General features: G+C 35.7%; 24 protein-coding genes. 7 read left to right on the plus strand and 17 right to left on the minus strand.

What is annotated here, in order from left to right; genetic code table 11:
- Position 1 precedes the first annotated feature (1 nt).
- The gene (yihA, locus tag QW060_RS14955; protein WP_290364264.1) at positions 2-622 is read left to right on the plus strand and encodes a ribosome biogenesis GTP-binding protein YihA/YsxC; all 621 of its coding nucleotides are present in this window, start codon (positions 2-4) and stop codon (positions 620-622) included.
- A 33-nt stretch (positions 623-655) separates the two neighbouring features.
- Here yihA and gldC read toward each other — a convergent pair whose 3' ends face one another.
- Together gldC and gldB are read right to left on the minus strand one after the other, a co-directional pair.
- Positions 656-991 (minus strand): gliding motility protein GldC, encoded by a 336-nt coding sequence (gene gldC, locus QW060_RS14960; RefSeq protein ID WP_290364265.1) that lies wholly within the window; start codon positions 989-991, stop codon positions 656-658.
- Entirely contained in the window at positions 991-1950 is a 960-nt protein-coding gene (gene gldB / locus QW060_RS14965; RefSeq protein WP_290364266.1) for a gliding motility lipoprotein GldB, read from the minus strand. Before gldB ends, gldC begins: the two co-directional genes overlap by 1 nt.
- Positions 1951-2036: 86 nt before the next feature.
- Between gldB and nadE the strand changes: the two genes are divergently transcribed.
- On the plus strand, positions 2037-2840 hold the full coding sequence (gene nadE, locus QW060_RS14970) for an NAD(+) synthase (RefSeq protein ID WP_290364267.1): 804 nt from the start codon (positions 2037-2039) through the stop codon (positions 2838-2840).
- 1 nt (position 2841) lies between these two features.
- On the opposite strand, the gene dnaG is transcribed toward nadE, so the two are convergent.
- The 11 genes from dnaG to QW060_RS15025 form a co-directional block, all read right to left on the minus strand.
- Positions 2842-4818 (minus strand): DNA primase, encoded by a 1977-nt coding sequence (gene dnaG / locus QW060_RS14975; RefSeq protein WP_290364268.1) that lies wholly within the window; start codon positions 4816-4818, stop codon positions 2842-2844.
- Positions 4819-4923: 105 nt separating this feature from the next.
- On the minus strand, positions 4924-5823 hold the full coding sequence (locus QW060_RS14980) for a porin family protein (RefSeq protein WP_290364269.1): 900 nt from the start codon (positions 5821-5823) through the stop codon (positions 4924-4926).
- Positions 5824-6225: 402 nt separating this feature from the next.
- Positions 6226-7191, minus strand: coding sequence for a T9SS type A sorting domain-containing protein (locus tag QW060_RS14985; RefSeq protein ID WP_290364270.1), 966 nt, complete (start codon positions 7189-7191; stop codon positions 6226-6228).
- 42 nt (positions 7192-7233) lie between these two features.
- Positions 7234-9189, minus strand: coding sequence for a M4 family metallopeptidase (locus QW060_RS14990; RefSeq protein WP_290364271.1), 1956 nt, complete (start codon positions 9187-9189; stop codon positions 7234-7236).
- Between the two features lie 558 nt (positions 9190-9747).
- Positions 9748-10779 (minus strand): hypothetical protein, encoded by a 1032-nt coding sequence (locus tag QW060_RS14995; RefSeq protein ID WP_290364272.1) that lies wholly within the window; start codon positions 10777-10779, stop codon positions 9748-9750.
- The gene (locus QW060_RS15000; RefSeq protein WP_290364273.1) at positions 10766-11416 is read right to left on the minus strand and encodes a hypothetical protein; all 651 of its coding nucleotides are present in this window, start codon (positions 11414-11416) and stop codon (positions 10766-10768) included. Before QW060_RS15000 ends, QW060_RS14995 begins: the two co-directional genes overlap by 14 nt.
- Complete coding sequence (locus QW060_RS15005) at positions 11403-11960, minus strand: RNA polymerase sigma factor (RefSeq protein WP_290364274.1); 558 nt, start codon at positions 11958-11960, stop codon at positions 11403-11405. Before QW060_RS15005 ends, QW060_RS15000 begins: the two co-directional genes overlap by 14 nt.
- Before the next feature lie 66 nt (positions 11961-12026).
- Entirely contained in the window at positions 12027-13007 is a 981-nt protein-coding gene (locus QW060_RS15010) for a polyprenyl synthetase family protein (RefSeq protein WP_290364275.1), read from the minus strand.
- A gap of 86 nt (positions 13008-13093) precedes the next feature.
- Positions 13094-13993 carry an MBL fold metallo-hydrolase gene (locus QW060_RS15015; RefSeq protein WP_290364276.1) on the minus strand — a complete coding sequence of 300 codons (900 nt, stop codon included), beginning with the start codon at positions 13991-13993 and terminating at the stop codon, positions 13094-13096.
- A 95-nt stretch (positions 13994-14088) separates the two neighbouring features.
- On the minus strand, positions 14089-15129 hold the full coding sequence (gene rlmN, locus QW060_RS15020) for a 23S rRNA (adenine(2503)-C(2))-methyltransferase RlmN (RefSeq protein ID WP_290364277.1): 1041 nt from the start codon (positions 15127-15129) through the stop codon (positions 14089-14091).
- 93 nt (positions 15130-15222) lie between these two features.
- Complete coding sequence (locus QW060_RS15025; RefSeq protein ID WP_290364278.1) at positions 15223-15963, minus strand: SDR family NAD(P)-dependent oxidoreductase; 741 nt, start codon at positions 15961-15963, stop codon at positions 15223-15225.
- A gap of 147 nt (positions 15964-16110) precedes the next feature.
- On the opposite strand from QW060_RS15025, the gene QW060_RS15030 reads away from it, so the two are divergent.
- Entirely contained in the window at positions 16111-16752 is a 642-nt protein-coding gene (locus QW060_RS15030; protein WP_290364279.1) for an O-methyltransferase, read from the plus strand.
- A gap of 16 nt (positions 16753-16768) precedes the next feature.
- Here the strand turns inward: QW060_RS15030 and QW060_RS15035 are convergent, their stop codons facing one another.
- From QW060_RS15035 to QW060_RS15045, 3 genes are read right to left on the minus strand one after another with little or no spacing between them, the layout of a single operon-like run.
- Positions 16769-17359: a phosphatase PAP2 family protein gene (locus QW060_RS15035; protein ID WP_290364280.1), complete on the minus strand. Its 591-nt coding sequence runs from the start codon at positions 17357-17359 to the stop codon at positions 16769-16771.
- On the minus strand, positions 17359-17715 hold the full coding sequence (locus QW060_RS15040) for a Sec-independent protein translocase subunit TatA/TatB (RefSeq protein WP_290364281.1): 357 nt from the start codon (positions 17713-17715) through the stop codon (positions 17359-17361). The genes QW060_RS15035 and QW060_RS15040 overlap by 1 nt, the downstream gene beginning before the upstream one ends.
- A 33-nt stretch (positions 17716-17748) precedes the next feature.
- Positions 17749-18471 (minus strand): hypothetical protein, encoded by a 723-nt coding sequence (locus QW060_RS15045; protein ID WP_290364282.1) that lies wholly within the window; start codon positions 18469-18471, stop codon positions 17749-17751.
- Positions 18472-18835: 364 nt separating this feature from the next.
- Between QW060_RS15045 and pepE the strand changes: the two genes are divergently transcribed.
- Positions 18836-19543, plus strand: a complete 708-nt coding sequence (gene pepE / locus QW060_RS15050; RefSeq protein ID WP_290364283.1) for a dipeptidase PepE — start codon at positions 18836-18838, stop codon at positions 19541-19543.
- Between the two features lie 73 nt (positions 19544-19616).
- The gene (locus QW060_RS15055) at positions 19617-20966 is read left to right on the plus strand and encodes an acyl-CoA dehydrogenase family protein (protein ID WP_290364284.1); all 1350 of its coding nucleotides are present in this window, start codon (positions 19617-19619) and stop codon (positions 20964-20966) included.
- Positions 20967-21024: 58 nt separating this feature from the next.
- Here QW060_RS15055 and QW060_RS15060 read toward each other — a convergent pair whose 3' ends face one another.
- Entirely contained in the window at positions 21025-21849 is an 825-nt protein-coding gene (locus QW060_RS15060) for a universal stress protein (protein WP_290364285.1), read from the minus strand.
- Between the two features lie 174 nt (positions 21850-22023).
- Here QW060_RS15060 and rimP point away from each other — a divergent pair, with 174 nt between their 5' ends.
- Both rimP and nusA read left to right on the plus strand, forming a co-directional pair.
- Positions 22024-22488 carry a ribosome assembly cofactor RimP gene (gene rimP / locus QW060_RS15065; RefSeq protein ID WP_290364286.1) on the plus strand — a complete coding sequence of 155 codons (465 nt, stop codon included), beginning with the start codon at positions 22024-22026 and terminating at the stop codon, positions 22486-22488.
- A gap of 12 nt (positions 22489-22500) precedes the next feature.
- Positions 22501-23745 (plus strand): transcription termination factor NusA, encoded by a 1245-nt coding sequence (gene nusA, locus QW060_RS15070; protein ID WP_290364287.1) that lies wholly within the window; start codon positions 22501-22503, stop codon positions 23743-23745.
- The last annotated feature ends 35 nt before the right edge of the window (positions 23746-23780 follow it).

The raw sequence follows: 23780 nt of genomic DNA on the forward strand, positions 1-23780 counted from the left end.
TATGAAAATCAATACGGCCGAATTTATAATCAGTAATTCAGACGTTGCCAAATGTCCGAATGAACCGTTACCGGAGTATGCTTTTATCGGGCGTTCAAATGTTGGAAAGTCTTCATTGATTAATATGCTTACCAACAATAAAAATCTGGCTAAGACTTCGAGTAAGCCTGGAAAAACGCAGTTAATCAACCACTTCAAAATCAACAGCAATTGGTTTTTAGTTGATTTACCAGGTTACGGATATGCAAAGGTTTCCAAAAAAACCAAAGCTGTTTTTCAAAAGTTTATTACCGATTATTTTGAGAAAAGAGAACAGTTGGTAGCCGCTTTTGTTTTGGTGGATATCCGCCATGAAGCTCAAAAAATTGATTTGGAATTCATCACTTATCTTGGAGAACTCGGAGTTCCTTTAAGTATTATTTTTACAAAAGCAGATAAGATCAGTAAAGGAAAGATACAGCAGCACGTAGCTGCTTACCGAAAAGCGCTGCTTGCCAATAACTGGGAAGAAACACCTCCTTTTTTTGTAACTTCTTCGTCAGAAGAAATCGGACGGGATGAAGTTCTTACTTATATAGATGAAATAAATCAGGATATTTTTAAAAACGACAGTTTTGTATAAATAAAAAAAGAGGTTCAATGATGAACCTCTTTTTTATTTGTGTAATTCAAGCTTTTCAGCGAAGTATGCACAGAAATCACGCATTGTATCCGCCATTTTTTTCTCATCTGTAGCTCTTTCAAATGTGTCTGCCATAGCTACCAATGTCTGATGAAAAAAAACTTTCATTTCATCTACAGGCATATCTTTTGTCCATAAATCAATACGCAGTGTTTCCTGACTTCTGCTGTCCCATACAGATAAGAGCATTGCTTTTGCTATTTCGTTTGCAATACCTCCATCCTGCGCCGTCCATCTGAGTATTTCAGGAACTTTGTTTTCATCGAGTTCAACCTGTATCTTAATTTCTGATTTGTGTGTTTTTGCCATTACTTTTTGGGTTTGTATTTAGAGTTGTCAAAAATATCTTTTGCGTCTTTTTTAAATAATTCCTGCAAAGTTACATTATTATTTTTCATATAAGACCGTACAATCTGCCAACCTACCCAAACACCTACACGTCCCGGAGATTCTGCATCCAGATCGAGGTAGAACTTGGAAAACGGAGCTGTTTTAATAAACCGGCTAATCAGTTTGGTGTCTGTATCAAAAAATACTTTCTTCTCCACGAAATACTTCCACATCTGTGACTCGTTGGCTTCGCACCATTGAATCTGTTCCGGTGTATATCCGATTTTAAGAGCATCTGAAGTATCCGGTAACAGCAGATCTTTCGCATACATTAATTTTCCGTAATAGATCATTTGAGAAAGAAACATACGGTCCTGAGGAAAAGGAATTGTACGTAATAAGAAACTTTCTGCCAAATCCGAAGGAATTCTTTCCGGATTGAATTCTTCTAATAAATAAGTATCAAATCCCTGGTAAAACCGATGGTCTTTTCCTAAATAGGTATCCAAAGAAATTATAGATAACGAGTCTGTATAGATCGCTTTTGCATCGATATCGACTTCAGAAATAACGGTTATCACTTTTGACGGATGCTGATCCGGGAAATAGTATCTGATATGCTGAAAAAGGGATTTCAGATTATTTTCCAATTCTTTTGTATCCGGATATTTTTTCTGAACTTCATTATACAATTCTAAAAACAGAGTATCTTTTTTCTTCGCTATCCAAACCTCATTGCTAAGATTTTCCGGAAAAAGATACGGGTATTTGGCTTTAAGAACCGGAAGATTTTCATCAGGCGTTTCTACAAATTCTTTATCAAATCTTTTCAAGTTTATTTCTACGGGAATATCAGATACCTCAGCGCTTATTTTTTCCTTTTTTGTACAGGCCGCAAGCAATAATCCGCTTACCAGTAGGACAATATATTTTCTCATAAATCGGCTTATTAATATAATAATTGCTATTTTTAAATTTTAGAATACAAATATAGTATACAGCTTACAAAAACCCTCACTTTGTTATGGAATCACTCAACATAAATAATGAAAAAATTGCTCAGCATATTGTTCAATGGTTAAAAAAATATGCAGAAAATGCCCATGTAAAAGGATTTGTGATTGGTATATCAGGCGGTATTGATTCCGCATTGACTTCTACTTTATGCGCCATGACCGGATTGCCGACACTGTGTGTGGAAATGCCTATTCATCAGGCAGAGAGTCATGTATCAAGAGCACAGGAACACATTGCTTTTTTGCGTTCAAAATTTGATAATGTATCCAGCGATAAAGCAGATCTGACATCGACATTTGACCTTTTAGCTACAACACTACCTGACATTGATGATAAGGTGAAACTTAATCTTACTCTTGCCAATACCCGTGCCCGTTTGAGAATGACTACACTGTATTATTTTGCAGGTAATCATCAGTTGCTCGTGGCAGGAACCGGAAATAAAGTTGAAGATTTCGGAGTTGGTTTTTTTACTAAATATGGTGACGGTGGCGTAGACATCAGCCCTATTGCAGATCTGATGAAGTCAGAAGTGCGCAGTCTTGCAAATCACCTTGGTATTACTCAAAATATTATTAAAGCAAAACCAACTGATGGTCTTTTTGGTGACGACCGATCAGATGAAGACCAGCTTGGAGCTAACTACGATGAGCTTGAAGCAGCTATGATGGCTTATGATAGCGGAAAAACAGCTGCTGATTTCGAAGGCCGTGAGCTGGATGTGTTTAACATCTATAGCCGACTCCATGCGGTTAACCAACATAAAATGCAGCCAATTCCGGTTTGTGAAATTCCCAAAGAATATAAATAGATTATTTCGAAAAACGTGACATCACTCTCCCTAACTGTGTGGAAAATGTATGGGAGAGTTTGGTGTAATCCATTACTTCAGACAACAATTCGCTATTATTATCGGATTGATTTTGCAGAAGGCTGTTTCTTAGATCACTAACGATCTGATCTACGAGATACCAGCGAAGGGTCATAATCGTTTCAGATACGTATTGTGAGATACCCTGTTCTTTTGTTTTGACGAAGATATTCTGTACTTCCCAGTTATGAAGCGTTTCCCTTTCATTCTCCATAATGATTGAGGTGATCTCCTGTGATAATTCAGGTCTAAGCCGTGCAAGATAATCTTCAAGATTCCAGCTATTGTAGGTGTGATAATATGCAATGATATCCTGATAAATAGCTTTGAACAGCGGATTGGTAAATTCTACCTCATCTTCATGAAGGCTCAGATAAACCTGATCAAAGACTTTACGGGTGATAAAAATCTGTACCATTTCTACCTCTTCATGTTCATTGCTCTGGTATATATATTCTTCAAACCGCTCTTCATAGTTACCATACAGCAATAGTATTTCTATAAGTTTCCGCTCCAGAAGGTACATAATATCAACTGCTGTTTTTTCTTCGGACTCAATATTTTTGACAACCTCCAGTTTTTTTTCCTGATGGAATTTTTTATTTGCCTCTGCCAGTTCCTTTTTTCCTATCTGTGCCAGCGTATTGAAAAGCACCTCTTCTGAAATATCCATTATACGGGAGCATTCCTGAATATACACTTCTCGTTGAATGTTATCCGGTACTTTAGAAATACTCACAACGATATCGCGGATAAGATCCGCTTTTTTAATAGGATCTCCTTTTGCTTCATCCATTAACAATGAAGCCTTGAAGCGGATAAAATCCGTAGCATTTTCTGAGAGGTATTTTACCAGTTCATCATGTGGTGTTTTCTTTGCAAAACTGTCAGGATCTTCGCCATCCGGAAATGTACACACCCGAACATTCATACCGGCTTCAAGTATCAGATCAATACCGCGTATTGACGCCCGCAATCCGGCGGCATCGCCATCAAACAGAACGGTAATATTTTTTGTAAGCCTGTGAATGAGTCGTATCTGATCCGGTGTAAGAGCTGTTCCTGAAGAAGCCACTACATTCTCTATTCCGGACTGATGCATTTGGATGACATCCGTATATCCTTCTACAAGGAAACAATTGTCCTGTTTGGCAATCGCCTGTTTCGCATGATAGATACCATAAAGGACTTTACTCTTGTGGTAAATTTCACTTTCCGGAGAATTGAGATATTTAGCCGCTTTTTTATCATTGGTAAGAATACGCCCTCCAAATCCCAACACCCTGCCTGAGAGGCTCTGTATCGGAAACATAACACGCCCCTTAAAGCGGTCAAACGTTTTGTCTTCTTTTACAATAGTTAATCCCGTTTTATCCAGATATTGTAACTGATACCCTTTGCCCAAAGCTTCTTTTGTAAAAGCATCCCATGCATCAGATGAATACCCAAGTCCGAATTTCTTAATAGTATCTGCGGTAAACCCCCTCTGTTTAAAGTAGGAACCTCCGACCGATTTTCCTTCATCAGTAGTATGAAGAATCATTTCAAAGTATTTTTTAGCAAATTCAGAAACAAGAAACATACTTTCCTTTTCATTGGTTTCTTCTTTTTCCTGATCGGTCTGTTCGGTCTCTTCAATTTCTATATTGTACTTTTTTGCTAAATACCGTATGGCTTCCGGATAAGTAAAATGTTCATGTTCCATTAAAAAAGTGATGGCACTACCCCCTTTTCCGGAACTAAAATCTTTCCAGATTTGTTTGGCCGGTGATACCATAAATGAAGGTGTTTTTTCATTCACAAAAGGACTTAAGCCTTTATAGTTACTTCCCGATTTTTTTAATGTAACAAAATCACCTATTACCTCTTCTACCCGAACAGTATCAAAAACAGCATCAACAGTACTTTTGGAAATCATCAGTTCTTTATATTAAGATTATAGAGATGTATAGAAACACACAAAGGTAATAAAATAAAAAAAGCCTCTGTAAACAGAGGCCATTTTATAAATACGTCATTAGAATTATCTCAAATCTAACTGTAGTCCAAGACTCCAGTAACGCATATCATTGTCGTTGTTTTTAAATACAGGTGCCAAATCGTATTTAGCATATATCTTAGTATTTCTTGAGCCTATGTATGCCATAACTCCATAATTAAAATCTTCTACATTCCATTTTCCTTTTACCTTTTCAGACACTTTATTGCCTACATCATCACGATACGAAAGGAATTGTTTGGAGTTGATATTGTACCCTACATAACCTCCGAGACCAAAGTTAAGTTTGTTGTTTTTCACAAACTTTCTATTAGCATGATTGTATGTTTTGGTTGAAAAATCAAAATCAAGTGCAATAGGAATTTCAACATAAGAATTTCTAAAGAAAGTACGCCCTTTTCTCAATTCTCTGCCAGCTGGATCTAAAACGGTTTTATTACCATCAACAACAAAAATGCGATTGTCTGTAGGTGCTACTGAATTATAAGAAAACGATACTCCGTAACGCAATCCCAAAAGATTTTTTTCTTTACTGAATGGCTGACGTACATCAAATCCCCATTGAAAGGAAGTAGATCTCATATAGCCGAAATCAGAATGAGCAAACTGATGGTCTTTTGATAAGTTTCCAAAACCTGCTCTTACGAAAGGAAAAATCTCTCTGCGGTATTTTACAATAGTATCCATCTCAGCTGTTGCATAAAAGTCATATCCTAACTGATCCAGTAAATTGCCATTCGCATCTGTTACTGCATCTGCTTCAGCATCATATACCTGCACTGCTTCAACAGGAACTGCTTCAACTTGATAATCTACTTCTGCTTCGTAATAAACCGGTGCCTGGACTGCAATTGAGTCCTGCACTTGTGCCTGAGCTGATGCTGCATACACACACAAACTTAAAATGGTAAATGTTTTTTTCATAAATAATTAATTTTTTCTCTCCAGTCCTAACTTGTAGATTGTCTCGTGCACGAGGCTAACTACTAATTATTGGACGTTTCTGTTATATGTGCTCCAAAAATACAATTTCCGTTCCAGAATTTTTATAAATCGCGATTAATTACTTTTTTGATCCATTTTTTTTCTCATACAAAATATGTATTAAACCTGGCAGAGGTTGCTGTTCCAGAAAAAAGATTTAATTTTTTATCGGTAGATGCTGTGCTACTTTCTTATCTCATCGGAAACAGATGCTATTCTGTATTTCATTGTATTTCAAAAAAGTATAACCTATTTTCAGAATAACATCATCTTCCTGAAAGCACGTTTGATCCGGAATTGAACACAGCGTCAAACCGATTATTTTATAACTGAACTAATCGTTTATTTTTTAATAATTTTTTTCGTTGTATTTCCTATTTTAATAAAATACGCTCCTGAATTTAGTGCTCCTAAATCTAAGGTATTCTCTAAAGCATTCAGACTACCCTTTCTGATCGTTTTTCCGTTTGCATCAAGAATACTGTATTCTTCCGGTGTGATTTTTTCCAAAGAAACATGTACTACATCAGTTACCGGATTTGGATATAGGTTAAATTTTGTTTTGTTAAAGTCATCTGTACTGACAGTTGTCGTCGGAGTAAATCGATATACTGTCCCATTTACCGGATAGGATGTGTTTCTATACTGATCTTCACTACCCTCATTAGCATTCACAAGCTCAGCAAAAGAAGGTGGTGTTTCATTTCCGTAAACAAAAAAGCCATAATTCAACTCCTCGTCACCCATTCCTATCAAAAGAGAGTTCTTTTCTTCCAACATAGTCATATCATTTGCAGTAATGTTTGAATCTCCGTATCGATATTCAATCACATTCGTTACTTCATAAATCCATATCTGAAAATTCAGAAAAAGGTTATTCGTTTGTTTTACCTCAACCTCGGTTTCTGAACCTGCATTTTTGACCTCTATTTTCAGAATTCTGTTTCCTGAAGTACCCTCTACCTTGTAGCTAATCGGCGATTGGGAAACTCCTTGTGCATAATTCTTATCCTGAATATCAATACCTGAAACTGTCATAAGATACATATCGAATGTATCTGTCATAAAGAAAAAATTATCATCAATAAAAAAGAATTGTGCAATATTATTCCCTGCTATTTCAAAGCTAAATGGCACCTGAAAAGATCCGAAACCATTCGATTTCCATACCTGACCGTTATTAACAGAGATTGGAGATACTAAATCGGTATAATCTTGCTGAAAAGCACTGAAAGTGTATAATTGCTGTTGCGCATTTGATTGTGTTATTAACAGACACAATGCAAATAAAATAATAATTTTTTTCATGTTTTTATATAAATAGTTAGTATTATTTGACTTTAAAAACAATTATTTGATGATCAGTTTTTTAGAGAGTGATTTTCCATTAACATTGAACTTCAAAATGTATATACCCGTCTGTATTTCTGATACATTGATTGTATTTTCTCCTTCTTGAAGTACAGTTGCATTTCGTACTTTTTTTCCTAATACATCATAGATTTCAAAAGAAGTAGTTTCTGTAAATCCGACACTAATGGTAAAGCTTTTATCTGTTACCGGATTCGGATACGCAGAGATCTTATTATTAATGTCATTTTCATCTATACCGGCACTTCTGTCACCGACACCTACAGCCCACCAGGCTTCCACTACTTGCAGTAATTCGTTTGAATTGGCTCCATACAGATCCGTTGCAGCAATCTTTGAAGCATTGAAAGCATCAATATATTGAGCATTTGGAGTCAACAGATTGAGCGTTCTGTATGCAATCTTTTCTGCTTTTTGTATTGTAATACCAGTTACATTATATTGATTATTGATATCATTAGTTCCTGAACCGCCTACACTTAATAAATAAAACCAGTGGTTACCAACTCCACTATTGATATGCACATACCCATTTGGCAACCAGTAAGTTCCCATATACGTGTCTGGTTGCTGTAGGCCATCGGCAGCACTTGCTGATTTCGGATCAGACATACTTCTTAAATACCCTGGAGTCGATATAAACACTCCTTCTCCTATGGTCCAGTTTGGAGACAGATTAGTATAAAACTCAACAGAAGTAGCGAATATATCAGCAAAACTTTCATTTAAAGCCCCTGATTCTCCCTGATATATCAAATCACCATTATCGCTTCTTGAGACTACCAAATGAGAAAACTCATGTCCTGCAATATCTAATCCTACAACCGGATTCATCAAACCAGCCTCTCCTCTCCCATAAAATATGCCTACTACCTCTCCGGGTATATCCAATGCACCAGCATTTGCATGGTCCCCCATAAAATCACCTGCATCATAATAATTTTTTAGAATTGAGTTATTATTATCAAACCCGTTTCTATTATGTATGTTTTTATAATAGTCATACGTTTTTCCGATACCCCAATGTACATCTATCGCAGGTTTTATTTGTACAGCATTAAAAGTCGTTGTAGAGCTTGTATATTCCGTAGCACCAATAATATTGCCATCATCATCTATATCACTAACATTGCTTCCGTTTAAGGTATGTATGTTCCGCGCATTATCTTTTAATCGGTATTGACCATTATAGCTATCAACTGTAATGGACTGTGTATTCCTGTAATAAGTGGTTCCGCTACCCTGTACATCTGCATGTTTAATGTTGCTATATTCATTTATAACAGCACCGGACTGAGCATCTATATACAGTGTTATTCCTTTTAGAGGAACAGCAGAGAAAAGGCTTACTTTTTTTGCAAAGGTTAATTGTGCCTTTCCTTCTACAGGTACTTTTGCAATCACCGTTTCAACGGAACTGATTTTCGCATTCTCAACTCCAAAATGCCTTATTGAGGAAGCAACGGCATTTTCATCACTAATTGTTGCAATGGTATTGAGTTCACTAAACTGGCTGATTTGTCCGTTTACCACCTGCACCAGATTATTTTTTGAATGTACCAAAATCAGTTCTCCTTCTATTGTATATCCTTCAAAAAGATGCTGATAACTTTGGTGTGTAATGCCCAATGCATCCGTATACTCTTTGACGAGCGTGAAGGTATGTCTGCTGTCTAATGCAAACCATTCATTAAACCCCTCTCTTAATTCTGTTGTAGAGATGGCATAGTTTTCTAATTCTGCTATAAAAGAGCCATATGTATTCAATACTACTACTTTGGGAAGTTTGCTTTGTACTGTCAGTTGTCTGACATTACTGCTGTAAATTCCGGATAATGCGTTTGCATGTAGATCATTAGAGAATATAAAAATAGATGAAGTACTTAATAAAAGTGCCAGCACTTTTCTACCAAATAAAATGTTGTTTTTTTTCATTTTTTCATTTTTTCTTTTTTTTAGTGAATTATTTAAACTTTTTAATCCTATTTTTTAGGCTATGATGTGGTAGAATAAAATCATATTGCCCATAATAGTTTTGAGAAACTATTTCAAGTTCATGCAATAGAACATAAGAAAATACCTGATAATCTATGAGCGCTACATAGATTCCTTTTAAGGGATGACAATATTTTGGAAGATGAGTGATTCTTCCACTACTATTACTTATGTTTATTAAATTGGCAACTAAGGTCTACTCTCTGAAAGATAGTGTTAAACCTTTTTGTATCAGTTATTTAAACTCTTTAAGGGAAGTGTAATCCTTAAAAACTTATTAAAAACAAATAGCATGCCAAATATGTGAAATAATCTCTGTCAGATAAAAAAAGTTATCCTAATATATCTGTATCACAATGTTTTCCTATCATAGTCTATTAATATATCTATTTTTAATGATTCAAAAGAGCAAATAATAACTGCGGTTACGATAGGATATGATGATTAAATTGATGAGAAAAAGCATTGGTATTTTTTAGTATGACCTTTCGATAATCTTTAATTTATCAATACATTAAACCAAGATATCTTTAATCCAATTGTGTATATATGTTGGCTATCCGGATTAGATTTAAACAAAGGGCTTAACTGATAATCAAAATACAAACTGACATATTTATATCCAATCTGTGCCTGTACTCCATATAGGAACGTATTTATGTTTCTGTTTCCGGTATGACGGTCAACATATTCTTTACCTCCTTCTTCATAACGAACCACCTGTGTGATGCTTTTATGCCCGGTAAAACCTATATAGCCCCCGACACCCATAAAGAAGCTTTGTCTTGAATTAAGTATCGGAACCTGAGGATGTACTTTTTTAACGGCAGAAGAAGAAGCAAAATCATACTCAAACAGAAACGGCAGTCGAAATGTACCAATATCAATTCTCGATTGTTTTAATGATCTGCCGCTATCCACTAAAATCGATTGATTGCCATCTTCTATGAGTACATAATTGTTTTTGGGTTTCAAATAATTTCCTGTAAATCCAATTCCATAGTTAATAAAATAATGCGGATTGTTTTTCCATATTTTTGTACGTCCCAATATTTCGAGTGCCCCCGTACCTGCGAGTTCAAATTCTCCTTTTTTATCATTGACCCCATTAATGCCTATATTATAACTCACATCCAACATGGTCCGCTTTTCGGCCAGATCTGCTTCCATACTTTGCAATAAGCCTGCATCTGGCTTTAAATTACCGTCAATTTTTTGCTGCAGTATGTCTTTAATCTCATTTTCCTTATCTGTGATTGCTTTTTCTATTTCAACAGCATAAAATTCTGACTTTGACATTTTCATAGCCTCATACTCTTCCAGGGTTATTTCTCCGGAAGCTCTGCTTTTTTCAATAGTTTCAATTTCTTTTTTCAAAAGATCTTTATTATGACTCACAATAGAGTCGATCTGAACCGAAACCTGATGGATTCGCTGAGAAAACACATCTTGTTCCTGAGCAATACCTTTATTAGATAAAATAAGAAACAATAAAGACATAATGATTGTATACAGTTTATTCTTTTGCATCGGAATTCTTTTTTTCAATATTAATATTCACCATTTTTACTCTTAATTCTCTGAATATCTGCTGCATGGATTTAGAGTTGGCTGCCAAATACTCTATTTGCTTTTCATATTCAATAACATTCAGCAACTTTTGCGGACTAACTTTAATACGTTGCGATATAATTTCTTCTTGTTGACTGTGAAATACAGCTTCCTGTGTAGTAATTTCCTGTACAGATTGCACCAGTTGCGGAATTTCTTCCTGTTCAGTTGGTTCTTTTTCTATGATTTCAGAAACAGTAGCAGGAGTAGTTTTTATAAAAGATTTTTTATTATTCTTATGTGAACTTTCCTGACTTTTTTCTGCTACTAAATTTTTCTTTTCTTCAACTTTGGTATCTGAATGTTTGACTAACTGTTGCTCCGTTTTATTAGGTTCTGCCATTTGATCTTTCACAACAGTACTGAACCAATACATTAACAAACCTCCCAAAAGAAACACAGAAGCTACGGCCATGACTATTTTTTTACTGTTCGCAAATCGATGTTTCTTATCGGTGTTGTCCAACAGCATTTCAAATCTGCTCCTTGTTTTTTCAGATGGGGCAATTTCTCTTTTCAGAAATTTTTCTTTCAAATCTTTTTCAAAATGCTCCATTATAAAATTCTTTTTTTTTCAGTTGATTCTGTAATAGCTTTCTTGCATTTGCCAGCTGTGATTTGGAGGTACCTTCCGAAATCATAAGCATCTCTGCAATCTCCTGATGTTTATAACCCTCAATAACATATAGAATGAAAACCGTTTTACAGCCAGCTGGCAACGTATCTATCATATGCTGTAATGCTTCGGTTTCATAGAAACTTAAATGATCTTCGGTAAGTGTTTCTTTATAACTGACTTCTTCTGTAAACAGCATTTCCTTACGACTTCGCAAAAAAGAAATACTCTCAAAAACCATAATTTTCCGTATCCATCCTTCAAAACTTCCTTTGTGTTCAAATTGATGGATGTTTTGAAAAACCTTCATAAAACCACATAGCATGACATCTTCAGCATCGTGAATATTTTTGACATACTGTCTGCAAACGCCTAACATTTTGGGTGCAAACTGATCAAACATCTTCTTTTGGGAAGCACGATCCTGTTTTTTTACCAAAGCAATTAGTTGTTCTTCTTTTTTATGTAAAGAAATTATTTTCAATAGATACTTGTTTCTATTTATATAGACGTAAAATAATCCGAAAAGGTTGTAAGGGAAGTAAAAAAATTATTTTTTTCTTTCAATGACGTAATTCACCATTAATATTAAGGCGTCTTTATAAGTGCTTTCAGGAAAATCTTGGAGCAGTAACAAAGCTTCTTTTTGAAAAGCCATCATTTTATCTTCTGCATACTGAAGACCTCCTTTTTCTTTAACGAACTCAATGACTTCTTTGACGCGCTTTTTGTCCTTATTATGGTTTTTTACAGCATTAATGACCCATGCTTTTTCTTTACCTGTACAGTTATTTAAAGCATATATAAGAGGTAAGGTCATTTTTTGTTCTTTGATATCTATTCCGGTAGGTTTTCCTATTGGTCCGTCAGTATAATCAAACAAATCGTCTTTAATCTGAAAGGCCATACCAATCAGTTCTCCGAATTTACGCATGCGTTCGACTACATCCTTATCATCCGGCTGTACAGCACAGGCTCCGAGAGAACAACAGGCTGCAATAAGTGTGGCAGTCTTTTGTCTGATGATTTCATAATAAACATCTTCTGTAATGTCTAAACGGCGTGCTTTTTCTATTTGAAGCAATTCTCCTTCACTCATTTCACGAACCGCTACAGAAATAATTTTAAGTAAATCAAAATCGTTATTGTCAATGGAAAGCAAAAGACCTTTTGAAAGTAAAAAGTCACCTACCAATACGGCAATCTTATTTTTCCAGAGAGCATTTATAGAAAAAAAGCCTCTGCGTTTGTTGGAATCATCAACCACATCATCATGAACTAAAGTCGCCGTATGAATGAGTTCAATAACAGCAGCACCTCTGTACGTTCGTTCGTTGACAGTACCGTTGCTGATCATTTTTGCCGTTAGAAAAACAAACATAGGACGCATTTGCTTTCCTTTCCGGTTTACCAGATAATGGGTAATTCTGTTAAGTAGCGCAACCTGAGAGTTCATTGAATTACGGAACTTCTCTTCAAAAAGTTTCATCTCCGTATTAATGGGCTCTTTTATTTGCTCTACTATTTTCATATTCTCAAAAATACGCTTTTTGATGAAACTTGGACTTATGATAGGTTAACTTTTTATCTTTTAAATAAAAGTCAGGAATTTTGCTTTTAGATGCGTTTCTCTTCTTTTAATTTCCAGTAACGCAACAGACCATTTACTGACATCCAGCTCGGGTTTGCATATTCATATACACGTATTTCATGTTCTGTAAGCCCTCTTTTTCGGAAAGCATCCGAAGTATATTTCATAAACAAAGGAACAATCTGGTCTGACGGCGTTTGATTTTCATAAAAAGGCTTGATAAAATCTGCCCAGTCATCCAATACCATTTCAAGTTCCCCCAATAAGGTTATAGGATCAGCCTGTCTGCCAAAGTGGGTTAGATAAAAATAGTTTGCGTTAAGAGACTTAAGTTTTTGTATAGACTCTTTCCACAATCCGATATTGATGTCTGGCGGCGGACATGGAGGGACTACAGGTCCATCTCCAATTTTTATTCCGGCAGCATCACCTGTAAAGACAACCTTATCAATCCAATAAGCATTATGATGGATTGCATGTCCCGGTGTGTAAACCACTTTTACCTGAACGTCACCAAAGTCAATCAGATCGGTATCATGGGCAGGAATAAGCAATTCTGCTGATATCGGTTCCATTTTCCCCCATAAACGATCCATATCATCTCCATAAATTCTAGCTGCAGAGTTCCATAATTTTTCGGGGTTTTGCAAATGGGGTAACCCAGCAGGATGAACATAAATTTTCGCACCTGCCTGAGCAAATTTCCATGCTGCTCCGGCATGATCAAAATGTATATGCGTCAGTAATACAGCATGAATATCTCCTATTCTGTAACCTAAAGCTTCTATTCCTTTCTGCAAATACGGATACGTTGATTCAGGTCCGCTTTCTATAAGCACAGGTCCTTTGGTAGTTTCAATAAGAAAGGATCCTATGGATTTCTTTTCATGCTGAAAATTTAAATCAATTATCCTGATATCTTTCATGGTAGAGTTATTATCGTTTTTCTAATAAAGCTATTAAAAACAAAAAGACTTTCAAAGTTTTTGAAAGTCTTTTGTTTTATGTTATTGTTCCCATGTTATGATTTGTTTGCCAACTGTCCGCAGGCAGCATCGATATCTTTTCCTCTGGATCTGCGCACTTTGGCTACAATACCTGCATTTTCAAGTGCTTTGATATACGCATCCGTTACCTTACTGTCTGCCTGTTGAAATTCTCCGTCATCTATAGGATTGTATTCAATCAGATTTACTTTACAGGGTACATATTTACAAAACTTTACCAAAGCTTCTATGGCTTTCTGATCATCATTGATTCCTTTCCACACCACATATTCATACGTTACTTTACTCTTTGTTTTACGATACCAATATTCCAATGCTTCTCTGAGTTCAGGAAGCGGAAAACTTTTGGTAAATGGCATAATACGATTTCGGGTTTCTTCAATAGCGGAATGCAGAGAAACGGCCAATTTGAATTTCACCTCGTCATCTGCCATCTTTTTAATCATTTTAGAAACTCCGGAAGTAGAAACTGTAATCCTTTTAGGAGACATTCCTAAACCTTCATCAGACGTAATTTTTTCTATGGCTTTCATTACATTCGGGTAGTTCATCAAAGGCTCTCCCATTCCCATAAAAACGATATTGGATAAAGGTCTGTTATGATATAATCTACTTTCCTGATCAATTGCCACCACCTGATCATAAATTTCATCAGGTGCCAGATTTCTCATACGCTTCAAACGGGCAGTAGCACAAAAATTGCAATCAAGACTACAGCCAACCTGACTTGATACACAAGCGGTTGTACGTGTATTTGTTGGTATTAATACAGACTCAACAATTAAACCATCATGCAGACGAACGGCATTTTTTATCGTTCCGTCTTCACTATGCTGCATGGTATCAACCTTAATATGATTGATGACAAAATGGGTTTCGAGCAGCAAACGCGTTTCTTTTGAGAGATTGGTCATGTCTTCAAAATGATGAGCTCCTTTTGCCCACAGCCATTCATATACCTGATTTCCCCGAAAAGCTTTATCACCCTGAGAGATAAAAAATGCTCTGAGATCTTCTTTGCTTAATGTTCGAATATCTTTTTTTGTTGTTTGCATTGTGCAAAGTTAGTACAAAAAAGTGCTAAAATAAATCTAAAAAAAAACGCTCCTGATATGAGGAACGTTTTTGAGACTGTTTTTCAACTTCTTTTATTTAGCCAGATAACCTCCGTCAACAGGATAATATCCTCCCGTTGCAAAAGAAGATTTATCTGAAGCCAGCCATAAGGCAAGTTCTGCAACTTCTTCAGATTTACCCAATCTGTTCATAGCGTGTTGAGATTCTAAAAATTTCAAAGCATCGGCAGACATGGCTTTATCTACTAAAGGAGTAGAGATAAATCCCGGTCCGATGGCATTAATGCGAACCCCTTTTGTACCGTATTCCCATGCAGCCGATTTCGTAAGACCTACAACTCCGTGTTTAGCCGCCACATACGCAGAAGAGTTTGCAAATCCTACGCTTCCTAATATAGAAGCCATATTAATGATAGAACCCCCTGCTTTTTCAATTTCAGGCAATTGGTAATGCATTCCATAAAAAACCCCATTAAGGTTGACATCAATTACTTTTTTCCATTCTTCTAATGAATACTCTCCAACAGGAGCAGCTGCTCCACCGATTCCTGCGTTATTAACCGCAATATGCAAAGCTCCGAATTTTTTCACTGCTTCTTCAACAACTCTTTTATTGTCTTCAGCTATTGCAGCGTTAGCTTTAATAAACAAACAGCTATTCCCTAATTCCTTAGCGATGTCTGATCCCAATTCTTCATTCAAATCAGTAATAACTACTTTTGCTCCTTCTTTAATAAACAATTCTGCAATTGCCTTACCTATTCCCGATGCTCCTCCGGTAACGAGAGCTACTTTATTCTCTAGTTGTTTCATGTCTTTATCTATTAATTGATTGTATTACCTTAAAGTTACAAATTGATTCACAGCCTAAAAATAACATACATTATGTTTTTTAAAGTTTTATGAAATGTTTATGATTTCATAATTTAGCGTCCTTTACTTTTGTTTAAAATATTGATCATGCACTTTATATCGGAAGAATTAGAAAACTATGTAGCGGCTCATTCAGAAAATGAACCTGATTTACTGTATCGCCTCAATAAAGAAACCCATCAGAAAATATTACAGCCCCGTATGCTGAGTGGACATTTCCAGGGAAGAGTTCTGAGTATGCTGTCGAAGATAATAGCCCCTAAGCACATTCTGGAAATAGGAACTTACACAGGATATGCTACTTTATGTATGGCAGAAGGTTTGCAAAAAGACGGATCTATTGATACTATCGATATTAATGAAGAACTCGAAGAAATACAACACAAGTATTTTGAAATGTCACCTTACAGTCATCAGATCTTTCAGCATATCGGCAATGCTATGGATATCATACCTGCATTAGATAAAAAATTTGATCTGGTATTCATTGATGCTGACAAACCTAATTATATTAATTATTTTCATCTGATAGTACCGTTGATGAACAAAGGAGGAATTATTCTTTCCGATAATGTACTCTGGTCTGGAAAAGTGCTGGATGAAGTACATAATAAAGACGTATCTACAAAAGTTTTGCTTGAATATAACCGGTTACTCAAAGAAGATCCGAGGGTAGAAACGGTATTACTGCCTATCCGGGATGGGCTGACAGTAAGTAGGGTTTTATAAAAAAAAAGAACGTTTTCTATCCGAAAACGTTCTTTTTTTGTTTGTCAACTAAATGATATCGTTTGTTTGCATATACAAATATTTTGTAAAATAAGTATCCTGACATACAGCCGAAGATATAACCGCAGATGATATCTCCCGGGAAATGTAAAGCAAGGTATATTCTTGAATAGGCAAAGATCAAAGGAAACAGGAATAGCCAAAAAGTATGTTTGTAATATTTACGCAGTACCATAAAAATAAATACTATGGCTCCGGATGAGTTGGATGCATGACCTGAAAAGAAACTCCAGCTTTTACGCGTGATGTTAATGCGCAACAACTCATTAATTTCAGGATCATTAACCGGTCGCAGACGTTGCACCGTATTTTTTACCAGATTGGTCATCTGATCTGTAAAAACAAAAAATAAAGCTAGTACTATAACCAATAAAAGGAGTTGTTTCAGAGATATTTTTTTATAAAGCGCATAAAAAACAACTAAGAATAATGGCCACCAATTGAGTTGTTTTGTTATATACAACCAAAACGGATCCCAGAATGACATCCCCAGATTGTTGAGATATACCAATAACTCTTTATCGAGTTGTACAAGGGTATCGAGCATTATCGTTGTCTTTTAACAGGTCCGGAAATACTTTCGATATCTTCTTTTGCTTTATCAATCTCATTCTGTACATCATTCAACGGATTGAATCGATCGATATTCATAGATTCTTTTAACTCATCATATCCTACCGACTTTTTAATTTCATCTACATTTACCGTTTCCTGAATATCTTTAATTACTCCTGACTCTTCAACACTTTTAGTAATTTCATGTTTTATATCATTGGTAGCATTTTTTATCTGTGCAAGACCTTTTGCCAATCCCCTTGCTATATCAGGGATTTTATCAGAACCAAACAACATTAAAACCACCACCATGATGAAAACGAATTCACCCATTCCTATACCAAACATATCTTTTTTCTTTTGTACAAAGTTAGTTATTTTCTATTGCAAAACTTTTATCAGCTCTAAAAACTCTATCGCTTTTTCAGAAAACAGCAGTCTAAGCTGCTCTTTATTAGAGGTCTTAATTACCCGTAACACCTCATCATCTTCTGCAAGATAATATCCAAAGGCAGTAATATACGGCTGAGGTATGTGCAGCTTTTCTGTATAATACCGTTCTTCAAAATTGCTGACAATATCGTTTGCTTGTTTTTCTGCTCTTTCAAATTCCAATGCCCTCTTCAGCATTCTTGTTCTGCCAGTAATAGCATTGATGATTACATCAACCGGTATAATTCCGCCTCCAGAAGATGTGGCTGTATGCAATCTTCTTTCTGCCGGTGTCATTCTTCTCTTAGCTTCAATTCCGAGTGATTTAGACGTTACGGTTCTGTCTATAATTAATTCATCCAATAAAAAATCCTGTGTCTCCATCGGTATAAAGACCAACTTTTTATTCATTTCGGCATACGTAATGATTTTTCGTTTGCCTTTTAAATTTATTCCTGTAATTAATAAGGTATCATTGGGCTGAGTCAATATATTAAAGTAGCCTCCTCTTTCGGTAACGGCACTTTCACCAGAAGTCTTATTTTTTATATAAACACCTTCCAGATCTCGGGATTTTGAAACAATTTTACCAACCATCCGGCTGCGCTCTTTCTGCGAATAAGCGGAAAAAACACACACAAAAAATAAGGTGAACAGGGATATGTTTTTCATTCTATTTTTTAAAAAAGTAAAAATATTTAATATTTAGCAAGGACTTCAACAATTCCCTCTAAAGTTCTGTTAAATTAGGTAAAACTGCCTTTTCATGGCATTTCCCGCGTCAATTTCAATTCCAATAAAAAACGCTCTATAGTCATTCCGTACAGAATAAAAGATATACTATAAGGGAATGACTAAAAAAAACCACAAACAAAACTGCTGATTTACATACAAAAACTCAACAAAAACAAAAATATAACATCAATTTACAATAAATTAAAAAAATATGAATAAAAATATGTTAAAACAACTTAATATAAAACCTCACATTATTCTATGAAGTATTTATTATTTTTGTGCTGTTAAATAAAGTAAAATGAAAAAGCTAATTATTGCCAGTACCTCAACACTGTATAACGGTTCTTATCTGGAATACCTGATGCCGGAACTGCAGCAGTTCTTTAACGGAATAAAAAAAATCCTTTTTATTCCTTATGCGCGTCCCGGCGGCATTTCACATGATGACTATACAGCAAAAGTTCAGAACGCTTTTAGCAACATTGGCATAGAAGTTACAGGACTTCATAGTTTTGAAGACAAGCATAAAGCAATAGCAGAAGCTCAGGCCATCTTTACAGGAGGAGGCAATACATTCTTACTCGTACAACAATTATACAGATTTGACCTTATTGGCTCCATAAAGAAAGCTGTTGAACAGGGAACGCTCTATCTCGGAACATCTGCAGGCAGTAATATTACAGGTCTGACTATGGAAACAACAAATGATATGCCTATTGTATATCCTCCAAGTTTCAAAACATTGGGCTTTGTACCCTTTAACATCAATCCTCATTACTTAGATCCCGATCCCGGCTCTCAACACATGGGCGAAACCCGTGAAACCAGAATCAATGAATTTCATCAGTTCAATTCGCAACCTGTCATAGGATTAAGAGAAGGCAGCTGGCTTGAAGTCACAGGAGACACCATCATCTTAAAAGGCATGCTGAATGCACGTGTTTTTAAAGCAGGGAAAAATCCTGAAGAAATAGTACCTCTCACAGACTTATCCGATTTAAAATAATATGCCCTTTATAGGGCATTTTTTTAAACTTTTTTCAGGATAAAACCGTATCTTAAAAGCTTAAAAAAAAGTTATGTTTAAAAAGATAAAAAATACCCTCCGATTATTAAAATCCATCGATCTGGATCAGATTGCAAAACTCAATGAAAAAATAAATCTATCAGAAGTGATGGACACGGTATCCAAACTTGATGAAAAGCAACTAAACGGCTTGATGAAGATGCTAAAGAGCAGCAATACTAAAAAAGAATTACCACCGATTAACGCTGATTTTTATAATGTAGATGAAAAGCTTTCTCCCGAAGACCGTGCTTTGCAATTAAAAGTTAGAAATTTCATGGAAAAAGAGATACAACCAATTGTAAACGAGTATTGGCTTCACGACGAATTTCCATTTGAAATAATTCCGAAAATAGCAGAACTAAACATCTGCGGACTTACCTACGAAGGCTATGGCTGTGCCGGAAGATCTTCTCTGATGGAAGGCATCATTGCCAGTGAACTTGCGAGAATTGATGCGTCTGTAGCCACTTTTTTCGGAGTACAAAGCGGACTCGCAATGGGCTCTATCTACCTTTGCGGCTCTGAAGCTCAAAAAGAAGAATGGCTGCCGAAAATGCAACAGATGAAAGTCATTGGTGCTTTCGGGCTTACAGAACCCGAAGTAGGCTCCGGTGCCGCAGGAGGTTTAACCACTACTTGCCGTAAAACAGAAAATGGCTGGATACTAAACGGCCAGAAAAAATGGATCGGAAATGCTACTTTTTCTGATATCACCATCATCTGGGCAAGAGATGTGGATGATGATCAGGTAAAAGGATTTATTGTAAAAAAGGATACTCCGGGATTCTCTGTTGAAAAAATAAAAGATAAAATGGCACTCCGGATTGTTCAGAACGGGCTGATTACTCTTAACGAATGTATCATTGACGAAAAAGACCGCTTACAGGAAGCCAATACATTTAAGGATACAGCACGTGTTTTGCAAATGACGAGAGCTGGCGTTGCCTGGATGGCGGTCGGATGTGCAAGAGGTGCCTATGAAAATGCGCTGGATTATACCCGTAAACGAAAACAGTTCGGAAAACCGATTGCCTCTTTTCAGTTAATCCAAAACCATCTGGTAGAAATGCTTTCTAACCTTACCGCTATGCAGACACTTGTTTTCAGGCTCAGCGAACTACAGGATTCGGGACAATTAAAAGATGAGCACGCCTCTCTTGCAAAGGTATTTTGCAGTCTGCGCACCAGAGATATTGTCTCGAAAGCCAGAGAAGTAATGGGAGGAAACGGTATTTTACTGGAATATAATGTGGCACGTTTTCTTGCAGATGCAGAAGCTATTTATTCTTATGAAGGAACTAAAGAAATTAATTCGCTCATCGTAGGAAGAAGCATTACAGGCTTCAGTGCTTTTGTATAAAAAATAAAAAGGGATGTTTACGATTGTAAACATCCCTTTTAAGTGTTTATAAACGAGTTTAGATTTTAAAGGTCAATAATGATCTTGAAGAATGATTTACCAGATCTTCACTGATACTTCCATTTAAAAATTTAGAGATTCCTTTTCTGCCGTGAGTTCCCATTGCAATAAGATCTGCATTTACACGCTCAGAAAAATTAAGAATTCCCTTTTCAATGTCCAAATCATTATAGATCGAGAATTCATATTCGGTCATATCAAATTCTTTAAGTAAATCTGCAACAAACTTTTCTGCAACATGAGTAGGCTTGAAATTATTTGGCGTATTCACCATAAGGAAATGAGGTTTCACATTACTTGTTCTGAAGAAATTCAATGCATTTACAAATGACGCCTTATTTTCAACGATAAAATCGCTCGCAAATACCACGCGTTCCATTTTTATTTCCGTTTCTTCATTTTTGATAACAAGCACCGGTACGTCAGAATGCCTTACTACTTTTTCCGTATTTGATCCTACAAATAATTCTTTAAACCCGCTTGCACCATGTGATCCCATAACAATAAGATCCACATTATTATCAGCTGCCGCTTCAGCGACTTTATTTACAGTACGCCCTAACAATAAGATTTGCGATACGTTAAGACCATTTAATTCGGGAGATAAAGAGGTTTCAGACAGTCTTTTTTCAGCCCATTGTTTGAAAAACATAATCTCAGGAATATCATGGCCTGGTTTTATGGCATCCATTGCTTCCTGAGGCAACTCAATAATATGTAACAATAACAATTCTGCATTCGTTTTACGGGCAATTGATGCTGCGGCTTTTACGGCATTGAACGCATGGTCAGAAAAATCTGTTGGAACTAAAATTTTTTTCATCTGATAGGTCTTTCTATATATTTATCACTTGATTAACTGGTCTATAAATATAAGAATATAATCTTTAAAACACCAAAAAACGTCTTTTTTTAAATATTTTTTATATCTTTGCAATGTTATTTGTTACAAAACTAAATAATGAGGGGACAGCTGTCCCCTCTTTTTATACAAAATATGGTATTTAAAGACAAAGTAAAAGCATTGTTAGAAGAAGGACTGAAGGAACATCCCTCTTTGTTTTTGATTGATTTTTCAATCTCTCCTGATTACAAAATCAGTGTGGTTATTGATGGTGATAACGGAGTAACTCTTCAGGATTGTATTGATGTTAGTCGGTCTATAGAACACAATCTTGATCGGGAAGAACAGGATTTTTCTCTTGAGGTTGCCTCAGCAGGTGCTTCCTCTCCACTTCAACAGCCAAGACAATACAAAAAAAATATTGGCCGAAAGATAGAAGTAACAACAGAAAATGAAAAAATTGAAGCGACTTTGATCGATGCGAATGAAGAAGCAATTTCTGTTGAATGGAAAACAAGAGAGCCTAAAAAAATCGGAAAAGGCAAAGAAACCGTTGTCAAAGTAGCTGAAATACCGTACCTTAGTATAAAAAAAGCAGTAGTAGTCATTTCATTTTAAACAAAATATTGCATGGAAAATATTGCATTAATTGAATCATTTTCAGAATTTAAAGATAGTAAACATATTGACAGAGTAACCTTAATGGCTATTTTAGAAGATGTTTTTAGAAATGCATTAAAAAAGAAATTCGGTTCTGACGACAACTTTGACATCATTATCAATCCTGATAAAGGAGATATGGAGATCTGGAGAAACAGAATCGTGGTTGCAGATGGTGAGGTTGAAGATTCAAATTCAGAAATTTCTCTTTCAGAAGCTCAAAAAATCGAGCCTGATTTTGAAGTTGGAGAAGAAGTTTCTGAAGAAGTAAAATTATTTCAATTAGGAAGAAGAGCGATTTTAGCCCTTCGTCAAAACTTAATTACAAAAATACACGAACACGACAGTACTAATCTTTACAAACAATTTAAAGATTTGGTAAACGAAGTTTATTCTGCAGAAGTACATCATGTTCGCCCAAAAGCTGTAATTTTGATTGATGATGAAGGAAATGAAATTATTTTACCGAAAGAAAAACAGATTCCTTCAGACTATTTCAAAAAAGGAGAACAAGTAAAAGGGATTATTGAGTCGGTAGAATTAAAAGGAAACAAACCTCAGATAATTATGAGCAGAACATCGGAATTGTTTCTGGAAAAATTATTTGAACAGGAAATTCCTGAAATTCCGGACGGTTTGATTACTATTAAAAAAGTAGTTCGTATTCCGGGAGAGAAAGCAAAAGTAGCAGTAGACAGTTACAGTGACAACATTGATCCGGTAGGAGCCTGTGTGGGTATGAAAGGTTCACGTATTCATGGAATTGTACGTGAATTAGGAAATGAAAACATTGATGTCATCAATTACACTACGAACAAACAGTTATTGATTACACGTGCGCTGAGTCCTGCTAAAGTAAATGATGTAAAAATCAATGAAGAAACCCAAACTGCCAATGTATATCTTGATGTTCAGGAAGTATCGAAAGCAATTGGTAGAGGAGGTCAAAATATAAAATTGGCCAGTTTATTAACCGGTTTTGAAATAGATGTCATCAGAGATGGTCTTCAAACGCTTGAAGAAGATGATGTAGAATTAAAAGAATTCACCGATGAGATCGACGAATGGGTAATTGCGGAATTCTCTAAAATAGGTTTAGATACAGCAAAAAGTGTATTAAAACATTCTGTTGAAGAGCTTGTTAGAAGAACGGACTTAGAAGAAGAAACTGTAATTGAAGTTGTTAATATCTTAAAAGCAGAATTCGAAGAATAAGTAACTAATTTATAACCAAACAACGCAACACACAA

The sequence above is a fragment of the Paenimyroides ceti genome (assembly GCF_030409925.1).

Coding starts and splice junctions, on each gene's coding strand:
- yihA (WP_290364264.1), top strand. CDS start 2: ATGAAAATCAATACGGCCGAATTTATAATCAGTAATTCAGACGTTGCC.
- gldC (WP_290364265.1), bottom strand. CDS start 991: ATGGCAAAAACACACAAATCAGAAATTAAGATACAGGTTGAACTCGAT.
- gldB (WP_290364266.1), bottom strand. CDS start 1,950: ATGAGAAAATATATTGTCCTACTGGTAAGCGGATTATTGCTTGCGGCC.
- nadE (WP_290364267.1), top strand. CDS start 2,037: ATGGAATCACTCAACATAAATAATGAAAAAATTGCTCAGCATATTGTT.
- dnaG (WP_290364268.1), bottom strand. CDS start 4,818: ATGATTTCCAAAAGTACTGTTGATGCTGTTTTTGATACTGTTCGGGTA.
- QW060_RS14980 (WP_290364269.1), bottom strand. CDS start 5,823: ATGAAAAAAACATTTACCATTTTAAGTTTGTGTGTGTATGCAGCATCA.
- QW060_RS14985 (WP_290364270.1), bottom strand. CDS start 7,191: ATGAAAAAAATTATTATTTTATTTGCATTGTGTCTGTTAATAACACAA.
- QW060_RS14990 (WP_290364271.1), bottom strand. CDS start 9,189: ATGAAAAAAAACAACATTTTATTTGGTAGAAAAGTGCTGGCACTTTTA.
- QW060_RS14995 (WP_290364272.1), bottom strand. CDS start 10,779: ATGCAAAAGAATAAACTGTATACAATCATTATGTCTTTATTGTTTCTT.
- QW060_RS15000 (WP_290364273.1), bottom strand. CDS start 11,416: ATGGAGCATTTTGAAAAAGATTTGAAAGAAAAATTTCTGAAAAGAGAA.
- QW060_RS15010 (WP_290364275.1), bottom strand. CDS start 13,007: ATGAAAATAGTAGAGCAAATAAAAGAGCCCATTAATACGGAGATGAAA.
- QW060_RS15015 (WP_290364276.1), bottom strand. CDS start 13,993: ATGAAAGATATCAGGATAATTGATTTAAATTTTCAGCATGAAAAGAAA.
- rlmN (WP_290364277.1), bottom strand. CDS start 15,129: ATGCAAACAACAAAAAAAGATATTCGAACATTAAGCAAAGAAGATCTC.
- QW060_RS15025 (WP_290364278.1), bottom strand. CDS start 15,963: ATGAAACAACTAGAGAATAAAGTAGCTCTCGTTACCGGAGGAGCATCG.
- QW060_RS15030 (WP_290364279.1), top strand. CDS start 16,111: ATGCACTTTATATCGGAAGAATTAGAAAACTATGTAGCGGCTCATTCA.
- QW060_RS15035 (WP_290364280.1), bottom strand. CDS start 17,359: ATGCTCGATACCCTTGTACAACTCGATAAAGAGTTATTGGTATATCTC.
- QW060_RS15040 (WP_290364281.1), bottom strand. CDS start 17,715: ATGTTTGGTATAGGAATGGGTGAATTCGTTTTCATCATGGTGGTGGTT.
- QW060_RS15045 (WP_290364282.1), bottom strand. CDS start 18,471: ATGAAAAACATATCCCTGTTCACCTTATTTTTTGTGTGTGTTTTTTCC.
- pepE (WP_290364283.1), top strand. CDS start 18,836: ATGAAAAAGCTAATTATTGCCAGTACCTCAACACTGTATAACGGTTCT.
- QW060_RS15055 (WP_290364284.1), top strand. CDS start 19,617: ATGTTTAAAAAGATAAAAAATACCCTCCGATTATTAAAATCCATCGAT.
- QW060_RS15060 (WP_290364285.1), bottom strand. CDS start 21,849: ATGAAAAAAATTTTAGTTCCAACAGATTTTTCTGACCATGCGTTCAAT.
- rimP (WP_290364286.1), top strand. CDS start 22,024: ATGGTATTTAAAGACAAAGTAAAAGCATTGTTAGAAGAAGGACTGAAG.
- nusA (WP_290364287.1), top strand. CDS start 22,501: ATGGAAAATATTGCATTAATTGAATCATTTTCAGAATTTAAAGATAGT.